A 16771-nucleotide genomic window follows, 5' to 3' on the forward strand; every position below is an offset into this window, starting at 1 on the left:
TTATAATTCTAGTGCAACAAAAAAGTCGTCTCCTTCAAGACAGAGACGACTTTAAACTTATTTTATATAACCAGACAAGATGTTGGCATATGGTGAAGTAGCTGGCAAGATAATAACCGTATCTTCCCCAACCGTTTTCTTATACGATTCTAGTGTGCGGTATAAAGAATAAAATTCAGGATCTTGAGAGAAAGATTTATTGTAAATCTTTGCAGCCTCTGCTTCTCCTTCAGCTTGAATTAAAGCAGCTTCTTTACTTGCTTTAGCAAGCATTTCTTGTACTTGTTGATCTGTTTGTGCCTCAATACGACGTTTCTGTGCATCTCCTTCTGACAAGTACTTTTGGGCAATTGATTCACGATCTGAAATCATATTCGTAAAAACGGATTGTTCATTTTCTGTTGGTAAATCAATGCGACGTATACGCACATCTACTACTTCAATACCATAGTTATCGTTGGAAAGAAGTTCATTAACACGTTCAGTTACTTGATCGTTTATGCTGCCTCGAGAAGAATCCTCATCATTTATGATCTCAGTATAGTTAATTCGGCCAAGTTCAGAGCGAATAACAGAATAAATGAATTCTTCCATACGTGATTCAACTTTTTCTATCGTACCAGCATTCGAAATTAATAGCTTAGGATCCGTAATACGCCATACAGCATAATTATCAATAATAATTCGTTTTTTATCCTTTGTATTAATCTCTTCTTCCGAAATCTCATATGTCATTTGGTTTTTTGGTAACTTCGTGACACTTTGAATAAAAGGAATTTTCATATTTAAACCTGGTTCACGTTCAAACTTAACAACTTCTCCAAACTGCCGAACAACTGCATACTCTGATTCTTTAACGATATAAATATTCGCTAATAAAGTAATCGCTAGAGCGAATATGATCGTCAATGTTACAGCTAGAGAGATATATTTTTTAGGATTCTTCGGTCCTTTCTTCGACATTTTAACTACATTGTCCCCCGAATCACCTTCTGAAGGAGCAGCTTTTTTACTTTTACCAGATAAGAAATTGAGGAATTTTTCTAGATCCTTATTTTTTTGGTCCATTAGTTACCGCTCCCCTCTTTTTTCTCTGTTTGTGTCTGTTGCGACTGTTGAGGCTGTAGTTGCTGAAGTGGTAAATACTTCATCGTACTACCGTCATCATTCATAATGTAAATTTGGGCTTTTGGCAAGACATTTTCAAGCGTCTCTAATATTAATCGCTCTCTTGTAATTTGCTGATTTCCCTTGTATTGCTCATACATTTTATTAAAGACGGCTACATCCCCTTGAGCTTGCTCGATACGGGCTGTTTTAGTACCTTTAGCCTTGGACATAATCGCATCACGTTCACCCTGAGCCTCATTAATGCGTTGGTTTTCATATTTTTCAGCTTCGTTTATTTTTGTATTTTTCATTTCACGTGCATCTGTTACAGCAGTGAATGCTGCACGCACATCTTTATTTGGCAATTCTACATCTTGCAATTTCACACCTAAAACGCTTATTCCAATATCATATTTTTCAATAAGAGAAACTAATAATTGGCGAGTATTTGCTTCGATGTCAGCTTTACCTTCTGTTAACGCTGCATCGATAGAAGAACTTCCGATGATAGAACGAATGGCACTCGATGTCGCGCTATGTAGTATTCTTTCTGGATCTTGCGAATTAAATAAAAACTTATTAGGCTCTGTAATTTTCCATTGAACAACAAGGTCTGTTAAGACAATATTTTCATCCCCTGTAATCATTTTTGTTTCGGCGTCGTATGCCTCTAACTCACCTGCTTTATTTTGCTTATAACCAAATTGCAGACTAAACGTTTCTTTTGACAAAATTTCTACGGATTGGACGGGCCAAGGTAATTTAAAATGAAGACCTGGATTTGTTACTGTATCATCGGCACGACCAAATGTAATAACCACAGCTTGCTCTGATTCATCTACCGTGTACCATGATGTAAAAACTGTAATAAGTGCAATAATTCCAAATATTCCAAGTCCAACAATCATTAGTGTCCTTTTCACACTCATGTCTGTTCCTCCTTTTGCTTAGTACTATTGTTTACGGTGAACCTTTATAAAAAGTTTCAAAATATTTTCATATAATGATTGTAAAGGACAGAATCCTCTGTATCACACGCTTAACAAAAGCTTATTATTGCAAAAAAATCCTGTTACCTTTTATGGCAACAGGATATTGATAACCAGATGTTCAAATACTGGGAAAACGGTAGTGGATAATACAATACTAATTAATGCAGCAACGATCATCGCTAGACTAGCAAAGGTGCCTTCTAGCTCTCCAAATTCAAATGCTTTAGATGTACCCGTTCCATGTGCACCCATACCAAGCATTAAGCCCCTAGATGAAGGCCTGTGGAAACGACATACTTTGATAACGATTGGTGCTAACAAGCTCCCTAAAATACCAGTCGTCATAACGAAAACAGCTGTAAGCGTAGGAGAACCACCAATCATATTAGAAATATCCATCGCAATAGGAGTTGTGACAGAACGTGGCACTAAACTATGCACCAACTCATCATTTAAGCCCACAAATAGAGCCATCATAAAGGATGACACAATAGCAACCGCAGAACCAACAGCAATGCTGATGAAAATTTCAAATGCGTGTTTTTTTAATAGGTTGACATTTTTATATATAGGAACGGCAAACGCAACGGTTGCTGGTCCTAGTAAATTTGTTAAGACACTCGCTCCAGAATTGTAGGATTTATAAGATATACCTGTCAGTAGTAAAATACCTATAATGACTAAAGGTGTAATCAGCATAGGTGTCAGCCATTCTTTTTTATATTTTTTATAAAACATTTTACAAATATAAAAAATAGCAACCGTCCCAAGTAAGCTGACAATGGCGATTAATAAAGTCATATCGCATCACCCTTCTTTCGCTGCTCTAGCCATTGTGCTGTATACCCCGTAACAAACATTACCACAATGGCACTCACGACAATGACCAGCACAACCTTCATTCCCTGCAGACCGAATAAGGCATGATAATCAATAACACCGATGGCAGATGGAATAAAGAATAATAAGAGTTCACTTAATAGTACGGCTGCTCCTAATTCAATCCATTCAAGCTTAATTATATGAAACTGTAACAGCAAAAATAATAGGACAAGTCCTATTATACTCCCTGGAATCGGCAAATGAAGTAGGCGTGCAATAGTATTTCCGATTAATAATAGGATATAAAGATAGCCGATTTGCACGATACTTTTGACGATTTTCATGGTCATCCTTCTCTCATTTTTTTCTGTGCCTCAACAGTCAGGAAAACACGATTCGAATGATAAGAAGGTTGATTCACTGACTGTCAAAGTGTTCGTCTAACAGACAATCGCGGGTAAGATGGTTGTTAAACGTTATGCTACTATACTTTACACCTATTTACCTTCCCTGTAAAACAGAAAAAGAACCTAGTGTTTAAAAAACACTAAATTCTTTCTGGGCGAATATAAAGCATTTAAAAATCTTCTATTAGATTTTTATGGTCATCGTCTTAACAATCATATTGGGGGTTTCTAGAGATAAGTATAGTGCCCAAATATGAATGTAACGTGTTGTTCATGTAAAGGATTTGTTAATTTTTCGGAATCATGACAATCATTTTAGTTCCTATGCCGACTTCACTCTCTACTTGAATTCGGCCATGATGCGCCTCGACTAAATGCTTAACAATCGCTAGCCCTAAGCCTGTTCCACCAGAATTACGACTTCTCGCTCGATCCACTCGATAAAATCTTTCAAAAACGCGGGCGATTTCATGCTTTTCAATTCCAATCCCTTGATCCTCTATTTCGATAATGCCATGTGTTTCATTTTCCTTTAATCGAATAGAAACAGTTGTGTTTTCAGGTGAATATGTAATCGCATTGGTAATTAAATTCGTCACAATCTGAATGATACGATTGGCATCCCCCATAACCTGGACATCTCGTTCGATATCCACCTGGAAGCTCATATTTTTTTCATCCAAACGCGGAGCTGTCAATTCTGCTCCACGAATTAAAACATCCTGTAAGCCCATCGGCATAATATTGACAGTAAAACCATGCTGCTCGATCTTTGAGAGCTCTAGTAAATCTTGAATCAGCATTTGAAGTCGATTACTTTCTTTATATATAATCTCCAAAAAGGAAATCAGCATTTTTTCGTCTTTATAGGCCCCATCCAATAAAGTTTCTGAAAAGCCTTTAATAGATGTAATAGGTGTGCGTAATTCATGTGATACATTCGCAACAAAGTCTTTCCGAATTTGTTCTAATCGAACTAGTTCCGTTATATCATGCATAACGATAACAACGCCTAGCCATCGTCCGTGGTCCCCGATGACCGGTGCCCCATAAACTTCTTTGTTATAAAGTTCTTGCTGGACTTCCATTTTAATTTGTTGTCGATAAGGCATTTCTGTCAGAAAAACATGATCGATAAATTGTTCTAATGATTTAGGTAAGCCTATTGTACGAAAAACCTTTCCTTGGACATCATCAAGCTGCATTCCAAAGCGCTCTAGAAATACTCGATTTACAATGGAAATATTCCCCTCACGACCAATCATCATTAGGGAGCTTCCCATATTTTCAATTAAGGTTTTCAGTCTTTCTTCCTCTACTTCACGTATCGTTGTAATATCTTGCAAATTCCGTGCCAATATATTTATGGAATGACTCAGTGGGATCATCCGCTCATGTTCATTTTCTTGAGCACGCGCACGATAGTTACCCTTTGCAAGCTCAAGGGCCGTGTCGGTCACATTATCAATCGGTGCTGTAAAGTTACGTATCATATAACGACTTATAATTGCTATTAATATCAACGTGATGGTAAAGAGAATAGCCAGTACTCCGTAAAGGCGAGCACGGACATAGTTCAATAAGGATTCGTCTCGTTCCATAGCCTGAGCTGCGTACAAGGCTTCCTGATCTTCCTTTGTTAAATCCATTTTGCGTTCATCGATTACTTGGTCCATTGATGTCCTTATCTCAGTGGATGCTTGCTCGTTATATTGCTTTATATAAACAGGAAAAAGCTGACCTATAACAATCATTAGGACAGCTAGTATCGTTCCAAGTAAAAGCATGAATGTCAAGAATAAGCGGTTGCTCATCGATTTCATGTCGTTTTCGGCTCCTCAAATTTATAACCAAGACCTCTAATTGTTTTTATAAACATCGGCTTACGGCTATTTTCTTCAATTTTATCGCGAAGGTGGCTAATGTGTACATCCACAATTCGAGTATCGCCAGCAAAATCATATTTCCATACAGCACTTAATAGCTGATCACGTGTTAATACACGATTTTTATTTTCAAGTAAATAGATGAGTAGCTCAAACTCTTTTGGTGTAAATTCCAGTGCCTCATCCTGTAAAAATACTTCAAATCGCTCTGGGTACACGCGCAGTTGTCCAAACTCATACATTTTTTCCTGCGCCTCATCCTTATCATCTGCGACAACGTTTTGCGTGAAACGTCTTAATACAGCCTTGACACGCGCTAAAACTTCACGAGGACTAAAAGGCTTTGTCATGTAATCATCTGCTCCCAACTCAAGACCAAGAACTTTATCAAATTCGTCATCTTTAGCAGTTAGCATAATAATTGGCGTATTCATACGTTGCTGTCGTATTTGTTTACAGACCTCCATGCCATCTAGTTTTGGAAGCATCAAATCTAAAAGAATTAAATTTGGCTGTAAAGCGATTGCTTTTTCAAGCCCTTCCTGACCATCAGCAGCCGTCTCTACTTCATAGCCTGCCTGCTCTAAATTATATTTCAATAATGTTGCAATCGAAAATTCATCTTCAATTACTAAAATCGTTTTTGTCATGTCTAATGCCTCCGTTAGTGATTTGAAACCCCCATTTCAAATCTCAAGACGTCTATAGCGCAAGTGGTGGAGTCACAAGCAATAAACCTTCAATTACAAGCTGTTTCTGCTCATTATAGGAGTGGACAGAGACAGTGATGGTATTGTCATATTTATTGATTGCTGTAACCTCTAATAGCGTATCGAACAATTCATAATGATAGAGAGGTCCTAAATATTTCAAATGTTGCTCAATAATTCGTGCACCTGGTCCTGGAATATACTTTGACACAGCTGATGTAATAATACCATTTAACATAATTGTCGGCACAATTGGCTTTTGAAAAGGTGTCATAGCCGCATAATCATGTTGAATATAAAGCGGGTTACTATCGTTTGTAAGGCCTAAATAAAGCAATAGATCCCTATCTTCAATTTTTTCAGTGATATGGATTTTCTCGCCAACTGTAATTTCATCGATTGTGAGACCAAGTTTACTATTTTTTTGAAGCAAAGATACGCCAACCCCTTTTCTATCATACTACATTCATAGTATCAATTTTATGCTAAAAGTACAATGAAAAGCAGAAGAACCTTACCTTTCTCAACCCTGGAAACATAAAAAAACGAGCAGGAACATTCCCTACTCGCTTTAAGATTTAGACTGATATTCTACACTAAAATTTTCATCACATTACGAACTGCTTCTGCCGATTGATCTAAAGCTGCTTTTTCTTTGTCCGTTAATTCTAGCTCAAAGATTTTTTCAATACCGTTTTCGCCAAGTAATGTAGGAACACCTAAGTATAAATCATGATAGCCGTACTCGCCTTCTAAATAAGCAATAGATGGTAAAATACGTTTTTGGTCTTTTACAATAGCTTCAGCCATCTCTATTAGTGCCGCAGCAGGCGCATAATAGGCAGAGCCGTTACCAAGTAAGTTGACAATTTCTGCTCCACCATTACGCGTTCGGTCAACAATTTCTTCTAAACGTTCAGCAGAAATAAGTGTTTCTAACGGAATACCACCAGCAAATGAATAACGTGTTAACGGTACCATTGTGTCACCGTGACCACCTAATACAAAACCAGTAATATCCTTCACTGAAATTTTAAGTTCTTCTGCCACAAATGCACAGAAACGAGCCGTATCAAGAACACCTGATTGACCAATTACACGGTTTTTAGGGAAGCCAGTTTCTTTGTATACTGTGTATGTCATGGCATCAACTGGATTTGTCAGTACAAGGATTGTAGCATTTGGTGAATGCGTAGCAATCTCTTTTGAAACAGTTTTCATAACACTCTGATTGATTTGAACAAGGTCATCACGGCTCATACCTGGTTTACGTGCAACACCAGCGGTAATGATCACTACGTCAGAATTCGCCGTATCTGCATAATTGGAAGTACCTTGCACATAAGAGTCAAACCCTTGTATTGGTGCTGCCTCCCACATATCTAGCGCCTTACCCTTTGTTGGGTTTTCTGCTTGTGGAATATCCACTAATACGACGTCACCAAGTTCTTTCTGAGCTGCTAAAAATGCTGCAGTAGCGCCTGTAAAACCGCCACCGATAACTGAGATTTTTTTTCGTTTCAGAGACATTTGAATACGCTCCTTTAAAATTAGGTTATATATTTTAAAAGAGGGAGGAGACTTCCATCTCACTCCCTCAATTAAACAAGTTTATCGTAAATATTCAATTAAAATTTACTGTCACCCTAATTATATCGGCAGAAAAAAGCATCCGCTTTAGCGATAAATTCTATTGTAGAATAGAAAATTATAGGTTTTTGATTAACTCATTAGCGAATTCTGAACATTTCACTTCTGTAGCGCCGTCCATTAAACGTGCGAAGTCATAAGTAACAACTTTAGAAGAAATTGTTTTCTCAACAGATTGAGTGATCATGTCAGCAGCTTCTTGCCATCCTAAGTGTTCAAGCATTAATACACCTGAAAGTAATACTGAAGATGGGTTTACTTTATCTAAACCAGCATATTTTGGAGCTGTACCGTGAGTAGCTTCGAAGATCGCATGGCCAGTAACATAGTTAATGTTCGCGCCTGGAGCGATACCGATACCACCAACTTGTGCAGCTAAAGCATCAGAAATATAGTCACCATTTAAGTTCATTGTAGCTACTACATCGAACTCAGTTGGACGAGTTAAGATTTGTTGTAAGAAGATATCAGCGATAGAATCTTTCACTAAGATTTTGCCAGCTGCTAAAGCATCAGATTGAGCTTTGTTTGCTGCTTCTTCACCTTGTTCAGCTTTGATAGCATCGTATTGGTTCCAAGTGAAAGTTTGATCAGCAAATTCTTTTTCTGCTAATTCATAACCCCATTTTTTGAATCCACCTTCAGTGAATTTCATGATGTTACCTTTATGAACTAAAGTAACAGATGGGCGTTTATGTTTAATTGCGTATTCGATAGCAGAACGTACTAAACGCTCAGTACCTTCTTTAGATACAGGTTTAACACCGATACCAGAAGTTTCTGGGAAGCGGATTTGATTTACACCAAATTCAGATTGTAGGAAGTTGATGATTTTTTGAGCTTGTTCTGAACCAGATTCGAATTCAATACCAGCGTAGATGTCTTCAGTGTTCTCACGGAAGATAACCATATCAACGTCTTCTGGGCGTTTAACTGGAGAAGGCACTCCATCAAAGTGACGTACTGGGCGTAAGCATACATATAAGTCAAGTTGTTGACGTAATGCTACGTTAAGAGAGCGGATACCACCACCGATTGGTGTAGTAAGAGGACCTTTGATTGCAATTAAGTATTCATTAATTTTGTCTAAAGTTTCTTGTGGTAACCATTCACCAGTTTGGTTAAATGCTTTTTCACCAGCTAAAACTTCTAACCATTCAATTTTCTTTTCACCGTTATAAGCTTTTTCTACTGCTGCGTCAATTACGCGTGATGCTGCTGCCCAGATATCTGGACCAATTCCATCACCTTCGATGAAAGGAATTACTGGATTGTTTGGTACATTAAGTACGCCATTTTCAACTACAATTTTGTTTGACATTCTGTTGCCTCCTAAATTCATAATCATAGGACTGTGTTAGTGATAACACAGTCCCAAACATTCTAGCATATTTTCCAAATTAGCGCTCGCTGATTGGAACATATTTTTGCATGCCTGGTCCAACATACTCAGCACGTGGACGGATTAGGCGGTTATTAGCATATTGCTCAAGGATATGTGCCACCCAACCTGAAGTACGTGATACTGCGAAAATTGGTGTGAACAGGTCATGATCAATACCTAAAGAATCATACACTGACGCAGAGAAGAAATCTACGTTTGCAGGTAATTTCTTTTGTTCTACGATCATGTCATGGATTTTAACTGACATTTCGTAAAGCTCTGGTTTACCAGTTAGCTCAGTTAATTTTTTAGACATTACGCGTAAATGCGGAGCACGAGGGTCGCCTTTACGATATACACGGTGACCGAAGCCCATGATTTTTTCTTTGTTGTCTAATTTATTTTGAATATAAGATTCAACATTTTCAAGTGAGCCAATTTCAGTTAACATTTTCATAACTTGCTCATTCGCTCCACCATGAAGTGGTCCTTTTAATGCACCGATCGCTGCAGTTACACCTGAATAAACGTCAGATAATGTAGCTACACATACACGTGCTGTAAAGGTAGATGCATTCAATTCATGGTCAGCGTGTAACACTAATGCTTTGTCAAATGCTTCAATTTCAATAGCTTCTGGCTCTTCACCTTTTAGCATGTATAAGAAGTTTGCCGCATATCCTAATTCTGGTTTTGGCGCAACTGGCTCTAAACCTTTACGAACACGTGCAAATGCAGTTACTACTGTAGCAATTTTAGCTTGTAGACGAATTGCTTTACGGTAGTTTGCTTCTGGATCCATAACATCCGCTTCTTCATCGAATACACCAAGTAAAGATACTGCAGTACGCAATGCAGCCATTGGATGTACAGTTGAAAGTGGGTATGTTTTAAATTGGTCGACAATCGCTTGCGGAATTGACATGTTGTCTGCCAATTGTTGTTTTAATTCAGCTAGCTCGTCCTCTTTTGGTAAACGAGTATGCCATAACAGGTAAATTACCTCTTCGAATGACGCATTTTCTGCTAAATCATCAATGTTGTAACCAACATATGTAAGTGTGTCATCGATAATTGAACTGATTTTAGATTCCGCTGCTACGATACCTTCTAAACCTTTAGTTGCTGACATAAATTATCGCTCCCTCATACTTATTTTTTTGTTGCAAATGCGTTTTTTATGTTGCATTTACGAATTTTGCTCATATGAACCATTAAGTAAATCGCTTACATTGCTATTATAATCATTTTTGACAGCTTTGTGAATGAAAATCCTCCAAATAAAGAAAAAGACGTCCGAACGACTATATAATTGTCCTAAAGAGATTTTTTTGTATATTTTGACATTAATTTATCAATTGGTTTGGGGTGAATTTGTAAAAATGAGGAATTTAAAGTATTTTTCATACGAAAGAACTACGAGCGTTTTGCTATTTATTTTTTATTTAGTCATACTTTGGTTTGTATTACCTGTGTCACTCGCAATTTTTTTATCATTTTCGACGTATCCTATCATAAATTTTTTACACAAATATTGTAGGATTGCGTATTGGATTGCAGCAATTATTGTGGAGGTATTAATATTAACCTGTATTTTCCTACTTGTTGTCATATCTATTAACAGTATTATCGTCATTTTCCCAGAAATTCGAGAGACATTACAAAATTTCCCGCTTTTCAGTGAATATGAATCCATGTTTGTACAAGTTTTAAAAGAAAAATCACTGTCCATTTTCGATTCCATCATCGTATATACAGCAGATCTTTTTCAATTATTAATGAAGCATGTCATTGAGGTTTTCATCTTTTTGGTCGCTTATTACTTTGCGCTTTTAGAAACACGTAAATCACGCTATTGGTTCTTTCAATATGTGCCTAAAAAATATCGTCAAGAGTGGCAATCTCATTTTGCAAAAATCATGCAACTTTTTCATTATTTCTTATTTGTAGAGTTTCAATTATTTACGATTACCCTACTTATTCTTTGTGCTGGCTTTATGATCCTTCAATTTGAACAAGCCATTATTAAAGCATTTATTGTAGCATTTGCAGATGTACTACCGTTTTTCGGGATTGGCGTTTTTCTTGTGCCAATGAGCATTTATTTTTATTTTAATGGCAATACCTTTTTATGTGTGGCCATTTTACTACTGTATTTATTTGTACAATTAACAAGGCAGCTAGCCGATTCGATGCTTTGGTCTAATACGCTTCAGCTACGCACATTCCATACATTCTTTATCAGCGCTGCCTCTATTCTATTATTTGGCTTTTATGGTATATTACTGAGCCCTATCTTTTTATTTCTAGCTGTAAAACTGAAAGAAAACTCTATCTTTGAACGATGATGAATTGACCTTTTTTCATTTTTTTACGCATCCAGTAATAGACAATGGGTTGGAACATTTTTCGAGAAAATGGCATGAGTAGGAATAACCCTATGACATCTGTTAAAAATCCAGGTAACGCTAAAAGCAAACCACCACCAAAAGTTAAGAAAGTATCCACTAATGCAGCTCCTGGCGCTTCTCCGCGTGCCAATGTATTTTTCACATTTTGAACAGAGTTCATACCTTTATTTTTCATGACATAAATCCCAATTACACTCGTAGCAATAATGAGCAATAATGTACTTAAAACACCAATATTTTGTCCAATGACTATTAATAACGTCAATTCGGCTAATGTGTAGACAATGAAACCAAGAAAAATTTTTCGCATATTTTTCTCCTTTCTACTTGAAAAGCTATACCTTTTATACGTTATTATAGCCCGTTTAGTTTCATAAAAAAATGAATAGACCTATTCTATGAGAAAGCAACTTCTGTTAAAGGAAGGAATTAATAGTTTCCATAAAGTGTGTGTACAACCTTTATGGAAAAGCTCTAGTACAACAAACCGCACTAGAGCTTTTTGTTAATTATTAAAGAACGCTTGCATGTCCTTTGTAAATCACACCTGTTTCAGCGTCCATTGTAATTTCTTGACCATGACGGATTAATGTAGTTGCTTCTTTTACACCAACGATTACTGGAATACCTAGGCTTAACCCTACAACTGCTGCATGGCTAGTAAGTCCACCTTCTTCCGTAATTAGGCCAATACAATTTTCTAGAGCAGGCATCATATCACGATCTGAACCGACTGTAACAAGGATGCATCCATCTGTATCGTAGGCAAGTGCCTCAGCAGCATTTTTAGCAACTACTGTTTTACCAACAACTGATGCTTTTCCGATCCCTTGTCCACGTGCAAGTAAATCTCCAATAATGTGAACTTTCATTAAGTTTGTTGTACCCGCTTCACCTACAGGTACACCTGCTGTAATGACAACTGCGTCTCCATGTGTAACAAAACCATGCTTCAAGCTTTCATCCACAGCTAGTTCTAAAATTTCATCTGTTGTTGTCACGCGTTGACACACAATTGGGTATACGCCCCATACTAGTGTTAATGTATGAGCTGTATTTGTAGAGCCTGTTACGGCAACAATTGGCACTCCTGGTCGATATTTTGCAATCATTCTCGCTGTATTACCACTTTCTGTTGGAGCTAATACGGCTTTCACCCCTAAATTGATAGAAGTATAAGCTACAGCTTGTGAAATTGCCTCTGTCATATTTGCTTCTTTCTCACGACTACGTGTAGAAACAATTGATCGATAATCTAATGAATTTTCAGTGCGTTGTGCAATTTTATTCATCGTTTGTACCGATTCAACTGGATAAAGACCTGCGGCAGTTTCACCAGATAACATGATAGCATCTGTTCCATCAATAATTGCGTTGGCTACATCACTTGCTTCTGCACGTGTTGGTCGTGGGTTACGCTGCATGGAATCTAACATTTGAGTTGCCGTAATTACCGGTTTACCAACTTGATTACATTTTAAAATTAATTTCTTTTGTACAAGTGGTACTTCTTCTGCAGGAATTTCAACACCAAGATCTCCACGAGCAACCATTAAACCGTCAGATACTAGGATGATTTCATCGATGTTATCGACACCCTCTTGGTTTTCAATTTTTGGGATGATTTGAATATGACTACCACCATTTTGTTCAAGTAATTCACGAATTTCAAGAACATCTTTTGCACGACGAACAAATGAAGCAGCAATAAAATCAACACCTTGTTCGATACCAAATAAAATATCTTGTGCGTCTTTTTCTGTGATACCTGGTAGTTGTACAGAAACACCTGGTACGTTAACACCCTTTTTATTTTTTAGCACGCCAGCATTTTCAACAATTGTATGAATTAATCCTTTTTCCATATCCGTTGCTAATACACGTAGTTGAATTAGTCCATCATCAAGTAAAATAATTGAATTTTGCTCAACGTCTTCAATTAAGCGCTCATATGTGACAGAAAAGCTCGTCTCAGTACCTTCTACTTCTGTCATTGAAATATCAATTACTTGACCTGCTGACAAATGAAGCTCGCCATTTTTCATGTTATGTGTACGAATTTCCGGTCCCTTTGTATCAAGTAAAATTCCCACTGGTTTATTTAATTTTTGTGCCACTTCACGAATTAAATGGATACGCCCTGCATGTTCCTCATGTGATCCGTGTGAAAAATTCAAGCGGGCTACATTCATACCTGCTTCGATTAATTTTTCTAAAATTTCTGGTGACTCACTTGCAGGTCCAATTGTACATACGATTTTTGTTTTTCTCATTTTTGCCCACTCCGTTTTATAACAAATTATATTGATAGTTCTTTCATTAGTGTATATAGGCTTACATCAGCCTCATGATTCTTTTCAAAAGCCTCTGGCATATCATAATCAATGACTTGATGATTGCGAATACCTACTGCTCGACCAGCCTTGCCTTCCATAAGTAATTCAACTGCATGTGCGCCAAACTGACTCGCTAATACGCGATCTCTTGCTGTAGGTGATCCACCACGTTGGATATGACCTAATACTGAAACACGTGTTTCTTTTCCTGTTTTTTCTTTTAACAGTTTTGCCAGCTCACTTCCTGACATAACACCCTCTGCCACAATAATAATACTATGCTTTTTACCACGTGCAGCACCACGATCTAAGCGTGCGACAATATCATCTAAATTATAATCTTCTTCTGGAATTAAAACTGTTTCAGCACCAGCGGCAAGACCTGCCCATAAAGCGATATCTCCTGCATCACGTCCCATTACCTCTACAATGAAAGAATTTTCATGAGATGTAGCAGTATCTCGGATTTTATCAATGGATTCTACTACTGTATTTAGGGCTGTATCAAAGCCAATCGTATATTCCGTTCCTGGAATATCATTGTCAATTGTCCCAGGTACCCCTACAACAGGGAAGCCTTTTTTTACTAAATCCATGGCACCTCGATAAGACCCATCTCCACCAATGACAACAAGTCCTTCAATACCAGCAGCTCGTAAATTCTCAATACCGCGTTGCTGAACAGCATCCTCTTTAAATTCTGGGCATCTTGCCGAATTCAAATGCGTTCCACCGCGTTGGATAATACCACCAACTGCACCTAAATCAAGTTCTTCCATATATCCTTTTACTAAGCCTTCATAACCATGCTTAATTCCGACAACATCAATTCCATGAAATGCTGCCTTACGAACGACCGCTCGAATAGCAGCGTTCATTCCAGGCGCATCTCCACCACTAGTTAATACAGCAATTTTTTTCATTGTCGAACCTCCTGCAGTTACTATTATTATTCACATTAACATGAAAAAACAAACTATGTAAGGGTTCTGGGGATACAAAAACATAACTTTTACATAAAAAATGAAAAGAATGCGCTTTCACACACTCTTTCCACCTAAAAACATCCTAAATCTAACATTTTTTCAAGAAGTCTGGCGTTTATTATGCGCTATTATCTTCTTTCATTTTTATAGCTTTTTAATATGTTAAGAAACAAATTTTGTCTCTTAACGAGCAAATATATAGCTTTTAAATTTTATATCCTATTAAAGTAAACAACATTCATCTTTTTACAAACAGATTTACACTTCTGTATACTGTCCAATTTTTTTAAATTTTTCATAGCGATCTTCAACTAATTGTGCTCCATTTAAAGAATTTAATGCATGAAGTGTGTCACTAATGCATTCTTTAATAGAAAGGGCCTGTTTTGCTACATTGCGATGTGCTCCACCAATAATTTCAGGAATAATGCCATCAATTACACCAAGTTCTTTCAAATCAGGTGCTGTGATACGCATGGCTTCTGCTGCCTGCTTAGCCAGACTACCATCACGCCATAAAATAGATGCCGCTCCTTCTGGCGAAATAACAGAGTAAGTCGAGTTCTCAAGCATAAAGACACGGTTTGCTACACCTAATGCTAATGCACCACCACTTCCTCCTTCACCAATAACAATACTAATTACTGGCACAGTTAAGCCAGCCATTTCTACAAGGTTTCTAGCGATTGCTTCACTTTGACCACGTTCCTCAGCAGCTTTCCCTGGGTAAGCACCTTTTGTATCAATAAAACAAATAATTGGTCGTTTGAATTTTTCAGCTTGCTTCATCAAGCGTAGTGCTTTTCGATACCCCTCTGGATGAGGCATACCAAAATTACGACGGATATTTTCCTTAGTAGACTTACCACGTTGATGTCCAATTATTGTTACTGGTTGCCCTTCGAAAATGGCAATTCCACCAAGAATGGCTGCATCATCACCAAATGTACGATCACCATGTAATTCAATAAAATCTTCACACATTGCTTCAATATATTGAAGCGTTGTAGGTCTTTCTGGATGCCTTGCTACTTGCACACGATCCCACGGCTTCATATTGGCATAAATCGATTGCTCTAATTGTGATAAACGTGTTTCAAGCTTCTCGATTTCACCAGACATATCAACTTCTGCTTCAGCAGCAATTGTTTTTAATTCATCAATTTTCTCACGTAATTGTACGACAGGTTCTTCAAATGCTAAATTTTTAGACATGTTGTACGCCGCCTTTCGTATGCATTTTTACAAGTAAAGAAACTTGTTTACGTAAATCTTTGCGATGGAAAATGGCATCAAGCTGACCATGCTCTAATAAAAATTCTGCTGTTTGGAAATCACTTGGTAGTTTTTCTCGTACAGTTTCTTCAATTACACGTCGCCCTGCAAAGCCAATCAATGCCTGTGGCTCTGCAATATTTATATCACCAACAGAAGCAAAGCTTGCTGAAACTCCGCCTGTTGTTGGATGCGTTAAGATGGAGATGAACAATAAGCCTTGATCACTGTGGCGTTTTAATGCGACACTAGTTTTCGCCATTTGCATTAATGATAATACGCCCTCTTGCATACGAGCACCACCACTAGCGGTAAAGATAATAAATGGTACACCTAGTTCAGTTGCCTTCTCTACTGCTCGCGTAATTTTTTCACCGACTACAGAGCCCATTGACCCCATACGGAAGTGCGAATCCATAATCGCTACGACAATTTCTTCCCCATCTATTGTACCAACGCCTGTTAGGACAGCCTCATTCAAGCCTGTTTTCTCTTGGTCTGCTGCAATTTTTTCAACATACGCTGGGAAATTAAGGGGATTACTTGTTTGTAAATGATCATCCATGGATTCGAATGAGCCTTCATCTAAGAAATAGTCCACACGTTCTTGAGCAGTCATTTTGAAATGATGACTACATTTTGTACATACTTTATGATTTTTTTCTAATTCTTTTGTTAATTGAATGTGACGACATTCAGGACATTTTGTCATTAACCCTTCTGGAAATGCCTTTTCTTGCCCGTCCTCTTTCTTTTTTCGATTACCACTAAATAAGCTACGTATTGCCATGTTCGACTCCCC

Annotated in this window: 16 protein-coding genes; 1 reads left to right on the top strand and 15 read right to left on the bottom strand. The window is 37.5% G+C overall.

Annotated elements, in window-relative coordinates:
- Positions 1-57: 57 nt before the first annotated feature.
- From hflC to citZ, 10 genes are all read right to left on the bottom strand, one after another.
- Entirely contained in the window at positions 58-1068 is a 1011-nt protein-coding gene (gene hflC, locus L6W14_RS16770; RefSeq protein WP_131521351.1) for a protease modulator HflC, read from the bottom strand.
- Positions 1068-2039 carry an FtsH protease activity modulator HflK gene (hflK, locus tag L6W14_RS16775; RefSeq protein WP_131521350.1) on the bottom strand — a complete coding sequence of 324 codons (972 nt, stop codon included), beginning with the start codon at positions 2037-2039 and terminating at the stop codon, positions 1068-1070. Before hflK ends, hflC begins: the two co-directional genes overlap by 1 nt.
- A gap of 150 nt (positions 2040-2189) precedes the next feature.
- Positions 2190-2903: an LrgB family protein gene (locus L6W14_RS16780; RefSeq protein WP_237898453.1), complete on the bottom strand. Its 714-nt coding sequence runs from the start codon at positions 2901-2903 to the stop codon at positions 2190-2192.
- Positions 2900-3268, bottom strand: a complete 369-nt coding sequence (locus L6W14_RS16785) for a CidA/LrgA family holin-like protein (protein ID WP_131521348.1) — start codon at positions 3266-3268, stop codon at positions 2900-2902. The genes L6W14_RS16780 and L6W14_RS16785 overlap by 4 nt, the downstream gene beginning before the upstream one ends.
- A gap of 350 nt (positions 3269-3618) precedes the next feature.
- Entirely contained in the window at positions 3619-5154 is a 1536-nt protein-coding gene (pnpS, locus tag L6W14_RS16790) for a two-component system histidine kinase PnpS (protein WP_131521347.1), read from the bottom strand.
- Positions 5151-5867 carry a response regulator transcription factor gene (locus L6W14_RS16795; RefSeq protein ID WP_131521346.1) on the bottom strand — a complete coding sequence of 239 codons (717 nt, stop codon included), beginning with the start codon at positions 5865-5867 and terminating at the stop codon, positions 5151-5153. The genes pnpS and L6W14_RS16795 overlap by 4 nt, the downstream gene beginning before the upstream one ends.
- A gap of 52 nt (positions 5868-5919) precedes the next feature.
- Positions 5920-6360, bottom strand: coding sequence for a MaoC/PaaZ C-terminal domain-containing protein (locus tag L6W14_RS16800; RefSeq protein WP_004226245.1), 441 nt, complete (start codon positions 6358-6360; stop codon positions 5920-5922).
- A 158-nt stretch (positions 6361-6518) separates the two neighbouring features.
- Positions 6519-7457 (bottom strand): malate dehydrogenase, encoded by a 939-nt coding sequence (mdh, locus tag L6W14_RS16805; RefSeq protein ID WP_004226243.1) that lies wholly within the window; start codon positions 7455-7457, stop codon positions 6519-6521.
- Between the two features lie 178 nt (positions 7458-7635).
- Positions 7636-8898, bottom strand: a complete 1263-nt coding sequence (gene icd, locus L6W14_RS16810; protein ID WP_048393581.1) for an NADP-dependent isocitrate dehydrogenase — start codon at positions 8896-8898, stop codon at positions 7636-7638.
- 79 nt (positions 8899-8977) lie between these two features.
- Positions 8978-10093, bottom strand: a complete 1116-nt coding sequence (gene citZ, locus L6W14_RS16815; protein ID WP_004226238.1) for a citrate synthase — start codon at positions 10091-10093, stop codon at positions 8978-8980.
- 250 nt (positions 10094-10343) lie between these two features.
- Between citZ and L6W14_RS16820 the strand changes: the two genes are divergently transcribed.
- Positions 10344-11309: an AI-2E family transporter gene (locus L6W14_RS16820; RefSeq protein WP_048393721.1), complete on the top strand. Its 966-nt coding sequence runs from the start codon at positions 10344-10346 to the stop codon at positions 11307-11309.
- Here the strand turns inward: L6W14_RS16820 and L6W14_RS16825 are convergent.
- The 5 genes from L6W14_RS16825 to accD all read right to left on the bottom strand — a co-directional run bounded on the left by L6W14_RS16825 (position 11293) and on the right by accD (position 16759).
- Positions 11293-11682: an FxsA family protein gene (locus L6W14_RS16825; protein ID WP_131521345.1), complete on the bottom strand. Its 390-nt coding sequence runs from the start codon at positions 11680-11682 to the stop codon at positions 11293-11295. The two genes, L6W14_RS16820 and L6W14_RS16825, sit on opposite strands and share 17 nt — an antisense overlap.
- A gap of 202 nt (positions 11683-11884) precedes the next feature.
- Positions 11885-13645 carry a pyruvate kinase gene (gene pyk, locus L6W14_RS16830; protein WP_048393575.1) on the bottom strand — a complete coding sequence of 587 codons (1761 nt, stop codon included), beginning with the start codon at positions 13643-13645 and terminating at the stop codon, positions 11885-11887.
- Positions 13646-13671: 26 nt separating this feature from the next.
- A complete protein-coding gene (pfkA, locus tag L6W14_RS16835; protein ID WP_036078344.1) occupies positions 13672-14631 on the bottom strand; it encodes a 6-phosphofructokinase in 960 nt (319 codons plus the stop codon).
- Positions 14632-14952: 321 nt separating this feature from the next.
- A complete protein-coding gene (locus tag L6W14_RS16840; protein WP_131521344.1) occupies positions 14953-15909 on the bottom strand; it encodes an acetyl-CoA carboxylase carboxyltransferase subunit alpha in 957 nt (318 codons plus the stop codon).
- On the bottom strand, positions 15902-16759 hold the full coding sequence (accD, locus tag L6W14_RS16845) for an acetyl-CoA carboxylase, carboxyltransferase subunit beta (protein ID WP_048393568.1): 858 nt from the start codon (positions 16757-16759) through the stop codon (positions 15902-15904). The genes L6W14_RS16840 and accD overlap by 8 nt, the downstream gene beginning before the upstream one ends.
- Positions 16760-16771 lie beyond the last annotated feature (12 nt).

The sequence above is a fragment of the Lysinibacillus sp. ACHW1.5 genome (assembly GCF_022014815.1).
Taxonomy (GTDB): Bacteria; Bacillota; Bacilli; order Bacillales_A; family Planococcaceae; genus Lysinibacillus; species Lysinibacillus capsici.